General features: G+C 65.6%; 16 protein-coding genes. 11 read left to right on the top strand and 5 right to left on the bottom strand.

Translation table 11 applies throughout. The features are described 5' to 3' along the window. The first annotated feature begins 81 nt into the window (after positions 1–81). The 3 genes from ACSFA3_RS18835 to pip are packed head-to-tail and all read left to right on the top strand — an operon-like array spanning position 82 to position 3,117. Positions 82–846 carry a PhaM family polyhydroxyalkanoate granule multifunctional regulatory protein gene (locus ACSFA3_RS18835; RefSeq protein WP_435507034.1) on the top strand — a complete coding sequence of 255 codons (765 nt, stop codon included), beginning with the start codon at positions 82–84 and terminating at the stop codon, positions 844–846. A gap of 43 nt (positions 847–889) precedes the next feature. Then, the gene (locus ACSFA3_RS18840; RefSeq protein WP_435507035.1) at positions 890–2,164 is read left to right on the top strand and encodes an FIST signal transduction protein; all 1,275 of its coding nucleotides are present in this window, start codon (positions 890–892) and stop codon (positions 2,162–2,164) included. Between the two features lie 2 nt (positions 2,165–2,166). After that, the gene (gene pip, locus ACSFA3_RS18845) at positions 2,167–3,117 is read left to right on the top strand and encodes a prolyl aminopeptidase (protein WP_435507036.1); all 951 of its coding nucleotides are present in this window, start codon (positions 2,167–2,169) and stop codon (positions 3,115–3,117) included. A gap of 18 nt (positions 3,118–3,135) precedes the next feature. Here pip and ACSFA3_RS18850 read toward each other — a convergent pair whose 3' ends face one another. Continuing rightward, positions 3,136–3,867, bottom strand: a complete 732-nt coding sequence (locus ACSFA3_RS18850; RefSeq protein ID WP_435507037.1) for a helix-turn-helix domain-containing protein — start codon at positions 3,865–3,867, stop codon at positions 3,136–3,138. 129 nt (positions 3,868–3,996) lie between these two features. Between ACSFA3_RS18850 and ACSFA3_RS18855 the strand changes: the two genes are divergently transcribed. Genes ACSFA3_RS18855 through ACSFA3_RS18870 form a run of 4 tightly spaced genes read left to right on the top strand, consistent with a single transcriptional unit; the run spans position 3,997 to position 8,587 of the window. Next, complete coding sequence (locus tag ACSFA3_RS18855; RefSeq protein ID WP_435507038.1) at positions 3,997–4,839, top strand: hypothetical protein; 843 nt, start codon at positions 3,997–3,999, stop codon at positions 4,837–4,839. Further along, on the top strand, positions 4,836–6,776 hold the full coding sequence (locus tag ACSFA3_RS18860) for an MFS transporter (RefSeq protein ID WP_435507039.1): 1,941 nt from the start codon (positions 4,836–4,838) through the stop codon (positions 6,774–6,776). The genes ACSFA3_RS18855 and ACSFA3_RS18860 overlap by 4 nt, the downstream gene beginning before the upstream one ends. A 13-nt stretch (positions 6,777–6,789) precedes the next feature. Continuing rightward, positions 6,790–7,485: a phosphatase PAP2 family protein gene (locus ACSFA3_RS18865; RefSeq protein WP_435507040.1), complete on the top strand. Its 696-nt coding sequence runs from the start codon at positions 6,790–6,792 to the stop codon at positions 7,483–7,485. 13 nt (positions 7,486–7,498) lie between these two features. Beyond that, positions 7,499–8,587 (top strand): serine endopeptidase, encoded by a 1,089-nt coding sequence (locus tag ACSFA3_RS18870; protein WP_435507041.1) that lies wholly within the window; start codon positions 7,499–7,501, stop codon positions 8,585–8,587. Here the strand turns inward: ACSFA3_RS18870 and tgt are convergent. From tgt to queA, 4 genes are read right to left on the bottom strand one after another with little or no spacing between them, the layout of a single operon-like run. Then, entirely contained in the window at positions 8,559–9,731 is a 1,173-nt protein-coding gene (tgt, locus tag ACSFA3_RS18875; protein ID WP_435507042.1) for a tRNA guanosine(34) transglycosylase Tgt, read from the bottom strand. The genes ACSFA3_RS18870 and tgt overlap by 29 nt on opposite strands. A gap of 13 nt (positions 9,732–9,744) precedes the next feature. After that, on the bottom strand, positions 9,745–10,149 hold the full coding sequence (locus tag ACSFA3_RS18880; RefSeq protein WP_435507043.1) for a type II toxin-antitoxin system VapC family toxin: 405 nt from the start codon (positions 10,147–10,149) through the stop codon (positions 9,745–9,747). After that, positions 10,149–10,364 (bottom strand): AbrB/MazE/SpoVT family DNA-binding domain-containing protein, encoded by a 216-nt coding sequence (locus tag ACSFA3_RS18885; protein ID WP_435507044.1) that lies wholly within the window; start codon positions 10,362–10,364, stop codon positions 10,149–10,151. The genes ACSFA3_RS18880 and ACSFA3_RS18885 overlap by 1 nt, the downstream gene beginning before the upstream one ends. 10 nt (positions 10,365–10,374) lie before the next feature. After that, positions 10,375–11,457, bottom strand: coding sequence for a tRNA preQ1(34) S-adenosylmethionine ribosyltransferase-isomerase QueA (gene queA, locus ACSFA3_RS18890; protein ID WP_435507045.1), 1,083 nt, complete (start codon positions 11,455–11,457; stop codon positions 10,375–10,377). An 81-nt stretch (positions 11,458–11,538) separates the two neighbouring features. Here queA and ACSFA3_RS18895 point away from each other — a divergent pair, with 81 nt between their 5' ends. From ACSFA3_RS18895 to ACSFA3_RS18910, 4 genes are all read left to right on the top strand, one after another. Next, a complete protein-coding gene (locus ACSFA3_RS18895) occupies positions 11,539–12,513 on the top strand; it encodes a TIGR01777 family oxidoreductase (protein WP_435507046.1) in 975 nt (324 codons plus the stop codon). Then, positions 12,507–14,645, top strand: coding sequence for an ATP-dependent DNA helicase RecG (gene recG / locus ACSFA3_RS18900; RefSeq protein WP_435507047.1), 2,139 nt, complete (start codon positions 12,507–12,509; stop codon positions 14,643–14,645). Before ACSFA3_RS18895 ends, recG begins: the two co-directional genes overlap by 7 nt. 97 nt (positions 14,646–14,742) lie before the next feature. Then, a complete protein-coding gene (locus ACSFA3_RS18905) occupies positions 14,743–15,708 on the top strand; it encodes a LysR substrate-binding domain-containing protein (RefSeq protein WP_435507048.1) in 966 nt (321 codons plus the stop codon). 89 nt (positions 15,709–15,797) lie between these two features. Continuing rightward, on the top strand, positions 15,798–16,400 hold the full coding sequence (locus tag ACSFA3_RS18910) for a Dps family protein (RefSeq protein WP_435507049.1): 603 nt from the start codon (positions 15,798–15,800) through the stop codon (positions 16,398–16,400). Positions 16,401–16,402: the final 2 nt, after the last annotated feature.

The raw sequence follows: 16,402 nt of genomic DNA on the forward strand, positions 1-16,402 counted from the left end.
GGGAAAAAGGCTCTGGGTGGAGAGGGATTATCGGCCGGGGCGTGGAGTAAGCTGACGCCACAAAAACCGATGGAGATAGCCATGAGCGACGCGACCCCACCTTTCGCCTTCAGCCAGTTCGTCCCGGGTTTCGACTTTCTGAAGAACCTCGCAGATGCCGCGGCGGCGACCACTGCGAAGAATCCGGCAGCCGGCGGCATCGCCGGGGCTGCGGCCGGCGCACTGCCGGGCATGCCCAGCCTGTCGAGCTGGGTGGCGCCGACCATCAGCGTCGAAGAAGTCGACAAGCGCATCCAGGAACTCAAGACCGTGCAGTACTGGCTCGAGCAGAACGGCCATGCGCTCAAGGCCACGATCCAGGCGCTGGAGGTGCAGAAGATGACGCTCTCCACGCTGCGCGGCATGAATGTGCGAATGGAAGATCTGGCCAGCGCATTCACGCGCCATGCCACGGCGTCGGCCTCTTCCGCGCCAGCTGCACCTGCCGCACCCACCATGCCTGCCGCGTCTGCCTGGGCATCTTCGCCTGCCCCCGCACCGTCGGCGCCGGCACAAGCTGAAAGCGATGCGGACGCCGGCGATGCTTCCGGCGATGCGTCGCCCGGCGTCGTCGATCCCATGCAGTGGTGGAACGCGCTGACCGACCAGTTCCAGCAGATCGCGACTTCCGCCATCCACGACGCGGCGCAGATCAAGATGCCGGTGATGCCGGTGATGCCCACCTCACAGAAGCCGTCGACGGCGGCCGCCGCTCGCAAGAAGCTGGCATCGAAGACCGGTGGAAAGACCGCCGCGAAGCCGACGGCCAAGGCAACCGCGCCGCGAAAGCGAACTCGCGGCGCCTGAATTTTTTCGGACTCATTCCACCTCAACCCCGACGAACGACACCGTGAAGCTTTTCTCCACCGGGCACGCCACCCATCCGCAATGGCAGATGGCTGCCGGCCTTGTCCTGGCGCAACTGCGCGCACAGATGGCCTTGCCCGAATACGCGCACACGCCGACGCTCGGCCTGCTCTACATCACCGATTACTACGCTTCAGAGGCTCAGGAAATCCTCGATCACCTGAGTGCCGAACTGCCCGAGATCACCGACTGGTCGGGCACGGTGGGCATCGGCGTGGCAGCCAATAACGCCGAGTACTTCGACGAGCCTGCGCTCAGCGTGATGCTGTGCGCTCTGCCCAGCGATCAGTACCGCGTCTTCTCCGGCGTGGCGCCGCTCGGCAGCGCCGAGATGGCAGGCTTCGAGGCGCACACGGCGCTGGTGCATGCCGATCCGGCGACGACCGACCTGTCGGAGCTGATCGGCGAAATGGCCTTCCGCACCGACACCGGTTACCTGTTCGGCGGCCTGACGTCGAGCCGGTCCGAGTCGGTGCAGTTCGCGGTCGGCGGCAACGGCAACATTCGCGGCCACGGCGCGGCGGGCGGCGTGTTCTCGGGTGGACTTTCCGGCGTGGTGTTCGGCGACGGCGTCAAGCTGGTATCTCGCGTCACGCAGGGCTGCCAGCCGGTGTCGCGCGAACGCGAGATCACGTCCGCCGACGGCAACCTGCTGCTCACGCTCGACGGAGAACCGGCGCTCGACGTGCTGCTGGCCGACCTGAAAGTCTCGCTCGACGAACCGCAGGATGCGATCGACGCGGTGCGCGCGACGCTGGTCGGCGTGGTCGCTGCCGGCAGCGACGGCGTCCGCCGCACCGGCGACCTGGGCGCCGACGTACTGGTACGTCACATCATCGGGCTCGACCCGACCCGTCGCGGCGTGGCCATCGCCGACACGGTCGAGGCCGGCATGCGGATGACGTTCTGCCGCCGCAACGCACAGGCTGCGCGTGCCGACCTGATGCGCATCTGCGCCGAAATCCGCGAAGAGCTGGAACCCGAGGAACAGACGCTGGCCACGGCGCGCGCCGTCGCGGCGGGTGAGGCAGAAGCCGCGCCACATCCGGCACGTCGCGTTGCGGGCGCTGTCTACGTGAGTTGTTCGGGACGTGGCGGTCCGCATTTCGGCGCACCGAATGCGGAGATGCAGATCGTCCGACATGCGCTGGGCGATGTGCCGCTGGTCGGCTTCTTCGCCGCTGGCGAAATCGCACGCCACCATGTCTATGCCTACACCGGCGTGCTGACGGTGTTCGTCACCGATCCGGATCTGTGAAAGTGGAGCCGCTGCGCACGCTCTACCCGTCGATCGAGCCTTACGAAACCGGCTTGCTCGATGTCGGCGACGGTCATTCCATCTATTACGAGCGGGTCGGCACGCCCGGCGGTAAGCCGGCCGTGTTTCTGCATGGCGGTCCCGGCGGCGGCATCTCGCCTGCGCATCGACAGCTGTTCGATCCAGCGCGCTACGACGTGTTGCTGTTCGACCAGCGCGGCTGCGGTCGTTCGACGCCGCATGCCGGGCTGGAAGCCAATACCACCTGGCATCTGGTCGACGACATCGAGCGCCTTCGCCGCATCGTCGGTGCCGAGCGCTGGCTGGTGTTCGGCGGCTCCTGGGGCTCGACGCTGGCACTGGCCTACGCGCAGAAGCACCCGGATCGCGTGAGCGCGCTGGTGCTGCGCGGCATCTACACGGTGACCGCGGCCGAGTTGCGCTGGTACTACCAGTTCGGGGTGTCGGAGATGTTTCCCGACAAGTGGGAACGTTTCCAGGCGCCGATTCCCGAAGCGGAACGCGGCGACATGATCGCGGCCTACCACCGCCTGCTCACCGGCGATGACCGGGCGCGTCAGATCGAGGCGGCGAAGGCCTGGAGCCTCTGGGAGGGCGAAACCATCACGCTGCTGCCGGATCCTGCGTTCTCGGCGACGCATGGCGAAGACTATTTCGCGCTCGCTTTCGCGCGGCTCGAGAACCATTACTTCACCCATCGGTGCTGGCTGGAAGAGGGCCAGTTGCTGCGCGACGCGAACCGGCTGCGGCAGATTCCCGGCACGATCGTCCACGGCCGCTACGACATGCCGTGCCCGGCGCGCTTCGCCTGGGCGCTGCACAAGGCCTGGCCGGAGGCCGACTTCCATCTCATCGAAGGCGCGGGCCATGCCTATTCGGAACCTGGCATCCTCGACCAGCTGATCCGCGCAACCGATCGTTTCGCCGCCTGACTGGGGCCGTGCCGCCGGTTAACGGCGAAGTTGAGCGAACAGCGCGAATTCCCAGTTGCGCATACCCAGGAGCAGCGTGTAGCCCTCACGGTCGGATGCAGCCAGCTTCTGGTCGGCCTGGTGCTGTTGCGCAAAGTCCTGTGCGACGCGCTGCAGCCGCTCGACAAAGGAGGGCGCCAGCGTCCGGCTGATCGAGCCGTGCACCAGCAGCAGGCTTTCGCCGGGACCGTCGAAGCCGCCGCCGTAGTAATCGAGCACCACGTTCTCCCGGAAAAATTCCATCACCGGCCCGTTCGGCCGCCAGCTGAAAGTCTTCGCCAGCTTGAATCGATAGCGATTGAGCGGTCGCAATTCGATGATGCCGATGCGGTCGAGTTGCGCAAGACAGGCAATGCATTCGGCCTCGCTGATCCGGTAGGCGCCGGTGATCTGCTCCAGCGTCCACTGGCTCAGCACGTTGATGGCAACCAGCAGCAGCTTCTTGTCGACGACGACCGCTTGCTCCTGCGCGTGCGTCAGTTCGCGCAGCAGCGGCCGTGCGTCGGCCACCCGCTGCGCCAATTCGGCGAAGTCGAGCTTCAGCGCGCGGCAGATGGCGTCGATCCGGCTGAGCGGCATGTCGCCTTTGGCCAGCATCCGTTTGACGGACGACTCGGCCATGCCTAGAGCCTTCGCTAGATCCGCGTAGGTCATATGGGCGCGTTTGAGTTCCTGCTTCAGGACCAGGACGAGATCGATGGATGTGCTCATGGATTACGCGAAAAGTACCTTCAGTCGATACTGCTGGGCTTGATTGGGAGAACTGTATCGATTTTCGATGCTGGATCGGCTTTGCCGCCCCTAGATTCGTGTTCTGAGAAAACTACCGGATCACGTGCCATGAAAATCCTGAACAACGTTTTGACGCGGGAGCGTGCACTTGTTGCCCTGGTGGGGACGCTGTTGCTGGTCGCGCTGTTGGCGCCTGCCGTTCCAGATCCGACCGCCAATGTGCAGTTCGCAGACGCCCGGGCCTGGCTCGGACTTCCGTTCGCGATGGACGTGTCGAGCAACCTGCCGTTCGCCATCTTCGGAATCGGGGGACTCCTCGCGCTGCGCCGCATCGAACTGGCGCCGCCGCCGCTTCCCGACGATGCGTTGCGTTGTGCCCGGCTTTTCTTCGTCGGACTCGTGTGCACGGCGGCGTGTTCGTCGCTCTATCACCTGAGCCCGGACGTGCTGCGACTCGGCATCGACCGCGCAGGCATGGCTGTCGCTTTCGCCGGAATGATCGGCCTTGCCGTCTGCGAACGAGGCAGCCGACGCGCGGGCTGGCCGATCGCCTGTTTCGCGCTCGGCGCCGGCCTGCTTGCGGCAGCCGTCTACATGCGCAGCGGCAATGTGCTGCCGTGGGCGGTCGTGCAATTCGGCGGCATTGCGCTGATACTGGTTCTGGCGCCGTTGCGGCCAGTGCCGGGTGCTGTCGGGCTGAGCCTGGCGGCCGTCATCGGTTTCTATCTGCTGGCCAAACTGCTTGAGCTGGGCGACCACGCCGTATACGAAGCGACGAATCATTGGGTCGCCGGCCACAGCCTGAAACACGTGGTCGCGGCTTGCGCTGCGTGGCCGGTGCTTCGTGTCGTGCGAAGAAGCCGCGACCGAGTGCTGCGGCACAATCCACGCGCTGCCACCGCAACCGCCGTACCTGATGGTCCGAGGAGCCCGACAGGGACATTCGAATGACGAGATCCGACCCCGCCGTTTCGGCCCCCGACGTTCATCCCAACCAGTTCGCGCTGCTCGGCCAGCGCCGCTTCGCACCGTTCTTCTGGACCCAGTTCGCCGGCGCAGCCAACGACAACCTCTTCAAGTTCGCCTTCACCGTGATGGTGACCTACCAGCTCCAGCTCGGCTGGATGCCGCCGTCGATGGCGGGTCTGGTGATCGGCGCACTGTTCATCCTGCCGTTCCTGCTGTTTTCGGCAACGGCCGGCCAGTTCACAGACAAGTTCGACAAGACGAAGATCATCCGCATCGTCAAGAACGCAGAGATCGCCATCATGGCGCTCGCCGCCTGGGGCTTTTTCAGCGCGAATGCAGTGGTGCTGCTGGGCTGCGTATTTCTCATGGGGCTGCATTCCACCTTCTTCGGTCCGGTGAAATTCGCCTATCTGCCGCAGGTGCTCGGCCCGCGCGAGCTCACCGGCGGCACAGGCATGGTCGAGATGGGCACCTTCGTCGCGATCCTGCTGGGGCAGGTGGCTGGCGGATTGCTGGTGGCGCTGCCGCAGGTCGGTCACGCGAGCGTGGCGATCGCCTGCGTGTTGCTGGCGCTGGTCGGGCGCGGCGTGGCGCAGGCGATTCCGCGTGCGCCGGCTACCGATCCGGCGCTGGCCATCAACTGGAATCCGGTCAGCGAAACCTGGCGCAACCTGAAGCTGGCGAACACCAACGTCGTCGTGTTCCGGTCGCTGCTCGGTATTTCTTGGATGTGGTTCTTCGGTGCCGTCTTCCTAAGCCAGTTCCCGAGCTTCGCCAAGGAAGTGCTGCACGGCGACGAACAGGTCGCATCGCTGCTGCTGGTGGTGTTTTCGGTCGGCATCGGCATCGGTTCGCTGCTGTGCGAAGTGCTGGGGCGGCGGCAGGTCGAGATCGGGCTGGTGCCTCTGGGTGCGATCGGCATGAGCGTGTTCGCGATCGACCTGTACTTCGCGGCGCGCGGGCTGCCTGCCGTGGCCGAGATGGGCGTTCGCGCTTTCATGGCTCAGCCGGCGCACTGGCGCGTGATGGCGGACCTCGGCCTGCTGTCGATGTTCGCCGGGCTCTACAGCGTGCCGATGTATGCGCTGATCCAGCTGCGCAGCCAGCCGACGCACCGGGCCCGCATCATCGCGGCGAATAACATTCTCAACGCGCTGTTCATGATCGCCAGCTCGGTGATTGCAGGCGCACTGCTGGGCGCCGGCTTCACCATCCCGCAGATCTTTCTCTTCACCGGCATTGCCAACGCGGTGGTCGCTTTCTACATCTTCATGCTCGTTCCCGAATATTTCCTGCGTTTTATTTCCTGGCTGGCGTCGAACTTCATCTACCGCTTTCGCATCCGCGGCGACGCGCACATCCCGACCGAAGGCCCGGCCGTGCTCGTCTGCAACCACGTCAGCTTCATCGATGCGGTATTGCTGATGGCCGCGAGCCCCCGGCCGATCCGCTTCCTGATGGACCACCGCATCTTCCGCGTGCCGGTGCTCGGCTGGCTTTTCCGGCTGGCGAAGGCGATTCCGATCGCGCCGCAGAAGGACGATCCGGTCGCCTATGCGCGTGCGTTTGCCGAAGCCGCGAAGGTGCTGCGCGACGGCGATCTGCTGGCGATCTTTCCGGAAGGCGCGATCACGCAGGACGGGTCGGTGCAGGTTTTCCGGGGTGGCGTGATGAAGATCCTCGACGACGCGCGCGCCAAAGGCATTGCGCCGCCGGTGGTGCCGATGGCGCTCATCAACCTGTGGGGTTCGTTCTTCAGCCGGATCGAGGTGCGCGGCGGCAAGCGCGTCGCGATGGTGCAGCCGTTCCGTCGCGGTTTCTACAGCCGCGTCGGGCTCCATGTCGGGGCTGCGATCCCGGCCAGCGAAGTGCAGCCCGAGTTGCTGCGTGCCCGCGTCGGCGACCTGCTCGCATCGTGAGGACGGCGAATTCATGAACGGTCTTCGCGACGTTTTCTGGAATTTCCTGGGCGCCGTGCCGCACGGCTATTGGCGCGGCTTCACCTGGCTCGGAGACAGCGGGCTCCTGCTGCCCGCGTCGCTGCTGATCGTGGTGCTGCTCGCGTGGTCGCGCGAAACCAGGGTCACGGCGCTGCTCTGGTGCGTCGTGTTCGGCGTCGGCAGCCTGGTGATCATGGTGTCGAAACTGGCTTTCATGGGCTGGGGCATCGGCAGCCCGCGCCTCAATTTCACTGGTTTCAGCGGCCACACGGCCATCGCGACAAGCGTCTGGCCGGTGCTGCTGTGGCTGGCGAGTTCGCGCTGGACCGCACGCCATCCGCAAGGTCTTTCTTCGAGGCGCGGACTGCAGCTGGCTGCGCTCGCCGGCTGGTCGCTCGGCGCGGGAATCGGTATTTCGCGGCTTGCGCTCTATGCGCATTCGGTGTCCGAAGTTGTCGGCGGCTTCCTGCTGGGCCTTGCGGTCAGTGCGATTTTCCTGGCGCTGGCCCGGCATCGCCCGATGCCGCGCTTCCCTTGGCAGGTCGGCGTCGCCGGGCTGGTTTTGCCGCTGTTCGTCCTGCAGCCCGGAACACCGGCGCCGACCCAGGACCTTCTGGAAGTGATCGCGGTACGGATGGCCGGGACGACGCAGCCCTACACGCGCGCCGAACTGCTGCGCCGACGCTAGAAAAAATACAGTCATGAGCAAGTCCCTGCGCCTCTCCGAAAAATGGTTCCACCGCGGCCTGTGGGTCGTGGCCGCGGTCTTCGCGGCCTTCCTGATCGGACTCGGCGGCACGATCGTCGGCGACCTGCCGAAGGTCGAGCACACGCTCGGTGTCGAGGACTTCATCGACCGAGCGGCAGCCGATCCGCTGCGCGCCAGTCTCAAGCAGGCCAATGTCGTGCAGCAGCGCGCCGAGGACAGCCTGGAACAGGCCGGGCTCAGGCTCGGCGCTGCCCAGCAGGCCAGCCGCAATGCGCGTGAAAGCTTCGGCAACTGGATCGCGACGCGCCGTGCCACCGCACAGCCCGATCAGGACGCCGAGCTGATTGCGCGCACCCGTGCGCTGGATGCTCTCAAACGCGCCGAAGACGCGGCCCAGCAGACCATCGACGCGCAGCAGCAGCTCGCGCTGGACGCCCGTCAGAAGCAGGACGCGGCGCGGCGCGAACTTGCCGTGCTGGAATCGGCAGCCGATGAAAAACTGCAGGCGGAGTACCGCCGTGTCGAACTGCGTGTCTTCGGCTATCGGTTGGCGCTGACCTTGCCGTTGCTGCTTGCCGCCGGCTGGCTGTTCGCGAAAAAGCGCAAGAGCACGTACTGGCCTTTCGTCTGGGGCTTCATCTTCTTCGCGCTGTTCGCGTTCTTCGTCGAGCTGGTGCCCTACCTGCCGAGCTACGGCGGCTATGTGCGCTACGTGGTGGGCATCGTGGTCACGGTGCTGGTAGGGCGCTATGCGATCGTCGCGCTCAACCGCTATCTGGCGCGCCAGAAGCTGGCAGAAGCACAACCCGATCTGGTGCGGCGCGAGGAACTGAGCTACGACACGGCGCTGACGCGGCTATCGAAAGGCGTCTGCCCGGGTTGCGAGCGCCCGGTCGACCTGAAGAATCCGGCGATCGACTTCTGTCCGCACTGCGGTATCGGTCTTTACGACCACTGCGGGCGCTGCGACGCGCGGAAGAGTGCGTTCTCGAAGTTCTGCCACGCCTGCGGGGCGGATTCGAAATCCACGTCGCCGTCGCAGGAAGGTGACCTCAAACCCCTCGCGCCCGATCCTGCTTGAACTGCATCCGGAACTCCGCGAACCGCCCCGCGTCCAGCGCGTCCCGCATTTCCTGCATGAGGTTCAGGTAGTAATGCAGGTTGTGGATCGTGCAGAGCATCGGCCCGAGCATCTCGCCGCAGCGGTCGAGGTGATGCAGATATGCGCGGCTGAAGCCTTCGCGGCCGCCGTCGTTCCATGACACGCCCGACGTGCCCGCGCAGGCGTGGCAGGTGCAGCTCGGATCGACCGGCTGCGGGTCGATCTTGTGGCGGGCATTGCGCATCTTCAGGTCGCCGAAGCGCGTGAACATAGTGCCGTTGCGTGCGTTGCGGGTCGGCATCACGCAGTCGAACATGTCGACGCCGTCGGCCACGCCCTGCACCAGGTCTTCGGGCGTGCCGACGCCCATCAGGTAGCGCGGCTTGTGCGCGGGAAGCTTGTGCGGCGTGTGCGACATGATGCGCAACATTTCGTCCTTCGGCTCGCCGACGCTGACGCCGCCGATGGCGTAGCCGGGAAAATCCATCTCGACCAGCTGCGCCAGCGACTCGCCGCGCAGATGCTCGAACATCCCGCCCTGGACGATGCCGAACAGCGCGTTCGGGTTCTCCAGCTTCTCGAACTCCGTCTTGCAGCGCTTGGCCCAGCGCAGGCTGAGTTCCATCGACGTGCGCGCTTCGGCTTCGGTCGTGATGTGGCCTGCCGTGTCGTAGGGCGTGCATTCGTCGAACTGCATGACGATGTCGCTGTTGAGGATGGTCTGGATCTGCATCGAGACTTCGGGCGTGAGGAACAGCTTGTCGCCATTGACCGGCGACGCGAACTTCACGCCTTCCTCGCTGATCTTGCGCATCGCGCCGAGCGACCACACCTGGAAGCCGCCGGAGTCGGTGAGGATCGGCTTGTCCCATTTCTCGAATCCGTGCAGCCCGCCGAAGCTGGCCATCACGTCGAGGCCGGGACGCATCCACAAATGGAAGGTGTTGCCCAGGATGATCTGCGCGCCCATTTCCTCGAGGCTGCGTGGCATCACGCCCTTGACGGTGCCGTAGGTGCCGACGGGCATGAAGATCGGCGTTTGCACCTTGCCGTGGTTCAGGGTGAGCGTGCCGCGGCGCGCGTGGCTGGCGGGGTCGGTGGCGAGGAGGTCGAAGTTCAGCATGGGCGCGGCGGCTTCAGGATTTAGGGAAGTATTTGACGCCGGGGAGGCCGTCGAAATGCGCGTCCTGGGTCCACAGAATGGCGCTCCGGCTCTGCGCAGTCGCATAGATGAGGCTGTCTGCGAATGGGAGGCCGTTGCCGGCTGCATCGAGGCACAGCTGCAAGTCGATGTCGATGACCTGTCCACGTCGCATCAGTCCGACCGCGTAGCTGGCGACTTCCTGGCCGACTTCGCGCGACATCTTCTTGAAGACTTCGTAGATCGTCAAAACCGGCACGATCAATGCCTCGGGTGCGAGGATCGGATTTGCAAAGGCGTCGGCACGTGGCGTGTCCATGAAGAATTCGAGCCAGCACGACGAGTCGAGCACCAGGGCCGCCGTGTCCGAGGCGACCGGACGCTTTCGGGATATCGGCATCAGAAACGATCGGGCTCGTCGGGGATATCGGTGTCCTTCAGGCCCTTGGCGATGCCACGGTAGGCTTCCGGCGGCAACAGCGGAAGCAGCCGCACCTGACCGTTGATTTCCAGCATCGTCATCTTGCTGCCGGGGCGGATGTTCAACCGCTCGCGCAACTCCATCGGTATGACTACCTGGTATTTGGGCGACACAGTGACGATATTGGTCTTCATATCGATCATTCTACCGTTGCACGGTTTTCTTATCGATGCCATCGACGGGTGCGATCTTCAACAGCATCGCATCGCCGTAACTGAAGAACCGGTAGCGGTTCGCGATCGCATGCGCATACAGCGCCATCACCCGCTCATAGCCCGCCAGCGCGCTCACCAGCATCATCAGCGTGCTCTTCGGCAGGTGGAAGTTGGTCACCAGCAGATCGACATGCGCGAACTCGAATCCCGGCGTGATGAAGATGCGCGTGTCGCCCGACGCCTCGCCGCTCTTCGCCCAAGACTCGAGCGTGCGTACAGTCGTCGTACCGACCGCGACCACCCGCCCCCCGCGCGCCTTGCAGTCGGCGATAGCGCGCTGGGTCGCTTCCGGCACTTCGTAGCGCTCGGCATGCATGGTGTGCTCGGCAATGTTTTCCGTTTTCACCGGCTGGAAGGTGCCGGCGCCGACATGCAGCGTCACGCTGGCGCGCTGCACGCCGCGCGCTTCGAGCTGCGCCAGCAGGCCTTCGTCGAAATGCAGTGCAGCGGTCGGTGCGGCAACGGCACCGGGAACGCGCGCGAAAACCGTCTGGTAGCGGCTTTCGTCGTCGGCCGAATCGGTGTGTTCTATATAGGGGGGCAGCGGAACATGGCCGCAGCGGGCCATCAGCGCGTACGGGTCTTCGCCGCCGCGGCTCTGGAAGGCGAAGCGGAAGAGGGCGCCGTCTTCTTCGGGCCAGCGGCCGAGCAGCGTGGCGGTGAAGCCGCCGATCATGCGCAGCACGGTGCCGACCGGCGGTTTCTTGCTGACCTTCATGTGCGCGACGACCTCCTGGCCTTGCAACACCCGCTCGACCAGCAGTTCGAGCTTGCCGCCGGTCGGCTTCTCGCCGAAGAGCCTCGCCTTGACGACGCGGGTGTCGTTGAAGACCAGCAGGTCGCCGCTGCGGAGCAGGTCGGGCAGGTCGCGGAAGATGCGGTCGACCGGAGCGGCATGCGCGTCAACGGTTCCGTCGAGCAGACGCGAGGACGTGCGCTCGGCGGCGGGATGCTGCGCCACCAGTTCGGGCGGCAGGTCGAAATCGAAATCGGAGAGCGTGAAGGCGCGCATGGTGCTTGAAGGCCGGAAGCGGGCGCGGATTCTCCCATGCGTCCGACGCGGCATTGATCGGGTGCGCGTCAGAATCGGGTCATGAGCAAATCGACCGGTATTCATTCCCTGCACTTCGGCGCCGTTTCAAAGCATGTGCTGGTCACCGGCGCGACCGGATTCATCGGCCGGCAACTGGTGCGCGCGCTGCGAGCGGACGGTCACACGGTCAGCGTGTGGGCGCGCGATCCGAAATCAGCCGCACACAAGCTCGGCGCCGGCGTGCAGTGCGTCGGCCGACTGGAAGATCTGCCGGCGACGCCAACCGTCGATGTCGTCATCAATCTGGCCGGCGCACCGATCTTCGGACCGCGCTGGACCGCCGCGCGCCAGGCCGCATTGCTGCGCAGCCGCGAGGGCACGACGAACACGCTGGTCGACTGGGTCGGCTCTCTGGCCACAAAACCGGCGCTGCTGCTGTCCGGATCGGCCATCGGCTATTACGGCGTGCAGCGGCAGGACGATCCGCAGGCGCTGACCGAAGCCAGTCCGCCGAAGCCCGAATTCATGTCCGAACTCTGCCGCCGCTGGGAGGCCTCCGCCGACGCGGCCACCCGCCACGGCGTGCGCGTGGTCTGCATGCGCTTCGGCGTCGTGTTCGGACGCGGCGGCGGCTCGCTGCCGAAACTGCTGCTGCCGGTGCGCCTGGGGCTCGGCGGGCCGATGGGTGGCGGCAGGCAGGTGCTGTCCTGGATCCATGAGCGCGACGTATTGCGCGCGATGGCGCATGTCTGGGCAGTGGCACTGACGCCGGGCTCGCCGTCGCCGACGCAGGCCCAGGTCTACAACTTCACTGCGCCCGGAGCGCTGACGCAGGAGGCCTTCGCGCGCACCGCTGCGGAGGTGCTGCATCGGCCCTGCCTGCTGCCGACGCCCGGATGGCCGGTGCGGCTGGCGCTGGGCGAACAGTCCGATCTGTTGCTCGAAGGTCAGCGCGTCGCGCCGGCGCATCTCCTGCAGACCGGCTTTCGCTTCGAGTTTCCCGATGCCAAGGGCGCGTTGAAGGATCTGTGCTGACCCAGCCCGCCGAACCCGAACCCGCCGTGCCAGCCGCACCGGCTGCTGCGCCGCCGAAACCGCCCGGCACCGGCCCGAGCCTGGCCCAGCGCGCCTTGCGCAAGCTCGGGCTGGTACGCGACATCGACTTCGCGCTCTACCTGCCGATGCGCTACGAGGACGAAACCCGCGTCGTCCGCTTGGCCGACGTGCGCGACGGCGAACTGGCGCAGATCGAAGCTGTCGTGACGACGTGCGAGGTTTCCTATCGCCCGCGCCGCCAGCTCGTGGTGGATGTGGATGACGGAAGCGACACCTGCCAGTTGCGCTTCTTCAACTTCTACCCGTCGCAGCAGAAGCAGCTGGAAGTCGGCAAACGCGTGCGGCTGCGCGGCGAGGTCCGCGGCGGCTTCATCGGGCGGCAGATGATGCATCCGACCGTGAAGGCGGCCGGCACTTCGTTGCCTGAAGCGCTGACGCCGGTCTATTCGACCATCGCCGGGCTCGCGCAGCCGCAGTTGCGGCGCGAGGTGCGGTCCGGGCTGGCGCGTGCGCCGCTTGAAGAAACCGTGCCCGAACCGGAGGACCTGCGCGGCGCCTGGACGCTGCGCCAGGCGCTCCAGTTCCTGCACTATCCGACGCCCGACGTGTCGATGGCAGCACTCGAGGACCGCAGCCATCCGGCATGGCAACGGCTCAAGGCGGAAGAGCTGCTGGCGCAGCAGTTGTCGCAGCTCCAGGCGCGTCGCGCGCGTGCCGAATTGCGCGCACCCGCCTTGAAACCGTCCGCCGCCGCGACGTCGTTGCATGCGCAGCTGCTGGCGGTGCTGCCGTTCGGGCTGACCGGCGCGCAGCAGCGCGTCGGCCAGGAAATCACGCACGACCTCGCGCGCGACCTGCCGATGCACCGGTTGCTGCAGGGCGATGTCGGTTCCGGCAAGACGGTCGTGGCTGCACTGGCCGCTGCGCGCTGCATCGACGCCGGTTTCCAGTGCGCCCTGATGGCACCGACCGAGATCCTTGCCGCACAGCATTTCAGCAAGCTGGTCGGCTGGCTCGATCCGCTGCTCGCCGCGCGCGGCTTGCGCGTCGCCTGGCTCACCGGCAGCCAGAAGAAGAAGGCGCGAGACGAGATGTCGGCTGCCGTGGAAAGCGGAGAAGCCGCGCTGGTGATCGGCACGCACGCAGTCATTTCGGAGAAAGTGCGCTTCAAGCGATTGGCGCTGGCCATCATCGACGAGCAGCACCGCTTCGGCGTGGCGCAGCGGCTGGCTTTGCGCGGCAAGGCGGTCGGCGACGGTTCGGGCGCCGCACGCGAACCGCACATGCTGATGATGAGCGCGACCCCGATCCCGCGAACGCTGGCGATGAGCTACTACGCCGACCTCGACGTCTCCACGCTCGACGAGTTGCCGCCGGGACGCACGCCCATCGTGACCAAGCTGGTCGCCGAGCACCGCCGCGACGAGGTCATCGACCGCATCCAGTCGCAGCTCGCGCAGGGCCGGCAGGTGTATTGGGTGTGTCCGCTGATCGAGGAGAGCGAGGCGGTCGATCTGCGCAACGCCACCGAAACGCGCGATGAACTCGCCGGCGTGCTGGGCGACGACGTTCAGGTCGGGCTGCTGCACTCGCGCATGCCGACAGCCGAGAAGCAGGCGGTGATGGCGCAGTTCACGGCCAACGAAGTGCAGGTGCTGGTGAGCACGACCGTGATCGAGGTCGGCGTCGACGTGCCGAATGCCTCGCTGATGGTGATCGAGCATGCGGAGCGCTTCGGGCTGTCGCAGCTGCACCAGCTGCGCGGGCGCGTCGGGCGCGGCGCTGCGGCGTCGGCCTGCGTGCTTCTCTATGCGCCGAACGAAGGCGGCCGCGTCGGCGAGACGGCGCGTGCCCGGCTGAAGGCGATGGCGGAGACGGGCGACGGCTTCGAGATCGCGCGGCGCGATCTCGAAATTCGCGGCCCCGGCGAATTTCTGGGTGCCAAGCAATCCGGGGCGCCGCTGCTGCGATTCGCCGATCTCGAAACGGATGCGCTGCTGCTCGACTGGGCCCGGGAACTGGCGCCGCAGATGCTCGACGAGCATCCGGCGATGGCGCAAAAGCATGTCGATCGCTGGCTCGGCACCAAGGCCGAATACCTGAAGGCGTAGATGAAGACGTAAATGAAGGCGTACAGCCCGACAACTTGAAGGTCGGCGGTGAATATTTGTAAGAGTGTGGTGGCGCTTACGCATAATCAGGTCGCGCATGACCCTCACCGAACTCAAATACATCGTCGCAGTCGCTCGGGAGCGGCATTTCGGCAAGGCGGCAGATGCCTGCTACGTGTCTCAACCCACATTGTCGGTGGCCATCAAGAAGCTGGAAGACGAGCTCGAGGTTAAGCTTTTCGAGCGCAGCGCCGGCGAAGTCACGGTGACGCCGCTCGGCGAGCAGATCGTGCAGCAGGCGCAGAGCGTTCTCGATCAGGCCGCGAGCATCAAGGAAATTGCCAAGCGCGGAAAAGATCCGCTGGCCGGTCCTCTCAATCTCGGGATCATCTACACGATCGGGCCCTATCTGCTGCCCGACCTGGTGCGCCAGAACATCGCGCGTACGCCGCAAATGCCTCTGATGCTGCAGGAAAACTTCACCGCCAAGTTGCTGGAGATGCTGCGTGCCGGCGAGGTCGACTGCGCCATCATGGCCGAGCCTTTTCCAGACACCGGCCTGGCGATCGCCCCTTTGTACGATGAGCCCTTCGTCGCGGTCGTGCCGGTGAGCCATCCGCTGGCCGCTCGCCAATCGATCACGTCCGACGAGCTCAAGAGCGAGACCATGCTGCTGCTCGGCACCGGCCACTGCTTTCGGGATCACGTGCTCGAGGTGTGTCCGGAATTCGCGCGCTTCTCCAGCAACGCGGAAGGCATCCGCAAGAGTTTCGAAGGCTCTTCGCTGGAGACCATCAAGCACATGGTGGCCTCGGGCATGGGCGTGACGTTGGTACCGCGCCTGTCGGTGCCCGCGGATGGGCTCAGTCCGAAGGGGAAAAGCCGCAAGGAGCCGGAGCAGCTGGTTCGTTACCTGCCGATCCACGACGGGGAAGGCCGCGAACCGCCCATGCGACGCGTGGTGCTGGCCTGGCGGCGCAGTTTCACGCGCTACGAGGCGATTGCGGCATTGCGCAATGCGATCTATGGTTGCGAATTGCCGGGCGTCAAGCGACTGTCTTGATGTGTTTTTCGCGCACCCGGCTGACGTGGTTTCCCACGAGGGCTGCGCTAGAGTCGTTCATGTTGTTTCAAACCGAAGGATCCGTCGTCATGGCAAAAGAACCCAGCAAATCCCTGAAGAAGACCAAACCCGTTCCGCCGATGTCGTCGTCCGGCGAAGGCAAGGTTCCGACCAAGGGCGATGCACAAGTCGCGCAGGAATCGGGCAGCCGCAACGCACCGATCATCAACATCGGCATCGAGCGCCAGGATCGTGCCGCCATTGCCGAAGGCCTGAGCCGCGTGCTGGCCGATACGTACACGCTGTACCTCACGACCCACAATTTCCACTGGAACGTGACCGGCCCGCATTTCAACTCGCTGCATGCGATGTTCATGGACCAGTACACCGAACTGTGGGGCGCCACCGACGTCATCGCCGAACGCATCCGCGCGCTGGGCCATTACGCGCCAGGTTCGTACGCCGAATTCAGCAAGATCGCGACGGTGCCCGACGTTCCGCAGACGCCACCCAAGGCGATGGAGATGGTCCGCATCCTGGTCAAGGGGCATGAAACCGTCTCGCGCATCTCGCGCGAGTTCATTCCGGTCGCCGAAGAAGCCAGCGACGCCCCGACCGCCGACATGCTCACTGCGCGCTGCACGGTGCACGACCAGACCGCCTGGATGCTGCGCTCGCTCCTCGAGGACTAGGC

Source organism: Variovorax glucosi (assembly GCF_051216695.1).
GTDB lineage: Bacteria > Pseudomonadota > Gammaproteobacteria > Burkholderiales > Burkholderiaceae_C > Variovorax.

Excerpts from the sequence above, each read along its gene's own strand:
- ACSFA3_RS18910 (WP_435507049.1), top strand. The coding sequence starts at position 15,798 with ATGGCAAAAGAACCCAGCAAATCCCTGAAGAAGACCAAACCCGTTCCG.
- tgt (WP_435507042.1), bottom strand. The coding sequence starts at position 9,731 with ATGCTGAACTTCGACCTCCTCGCCACCGACCCCGCCAGCCACGCGCGC.
- ACSFA3_RS18850 (WP_435507037.1), bottom strand. The coding sequence starts at position 3,867 with ATGAGCACATCCATCGATCTCGTCCTGGTCCTGAAGCAGGAACTCAAA.
- ACSFA3_RS18870 (WP_435507041.1), top strand. The coding sequence starts at position 7,499 with ATGAGCAAGTCCCTGCGCCTCTCCGAAAAATGGTTCCACCGCGGCCTG.
- ACSFA3_RS18895 (WP_435507046.1), top strand. The coding sequence starts at position 11,539 with ATGAGCAAATCGACCGGTATTCATTCCCTGCACTTCGGCGCCGTTTCA.
- queA (WP_435507045.1), bottom strand. The coding sequence starts at position 11,457 with ATGCGCGCCTTCACGCTCTCCGATTTCGATTTCGACCTGCCGCCCGAA.
- ACSFA3_RS18855 (WP_435507038.1), top strand. The coding sequence starts at position 3,997 with ATGAAAATCCTGAACAACGTTTTGACGCGGGAGCGTGCACTTGTTGCC.
- ACSFA3_RS18885 (WP_435507044.1), bottom strand. The coding sequence starts at position 10,364 with ATGAAGACCAATATCGTCACTGTGTCGCCCAAATACCAGGTAGTCATA.
- ACSFA3_RS18880 (WP_435507043.1), bottom strand. The coding sequence starts at position 10,149 with ATGCCGATATCCCGAAAGCGTCCGGTCGCCTCGGACACGGCGGCCCTG.
- ACSFA3_RS18835 (WP_435507034.1), top strand. The coding sequence starts at position 82 with ATGAGCGACGCGACCCCACCTTTCGCCTTCAGCCAGTTCGTCCCGGGT.
- ACSFA3_RS18905 (WP_435507048.1), top strand. The coding sequence starts at position 14,743 with ATGACCCTCACCGAACTCAAATACATCGTCGCAGTCGCTCGGGAGCGG.
- ACSFA3_RS18865 (WP_435507040.1), top strand. The coding sequence starts at position 6,790 with ATGAACGGTCTTCGCGACGTTTTCTGGAATTTCCTGGGCGCCGTGCCG.
- ACSFA3_RS18860 (WP_435507039.1), top strand. The coding sequence starts at position 4,836 with ATGACGAGATCCGACCCCGCCGTTTCGGCCCCCGACGTTCATCCCAAC.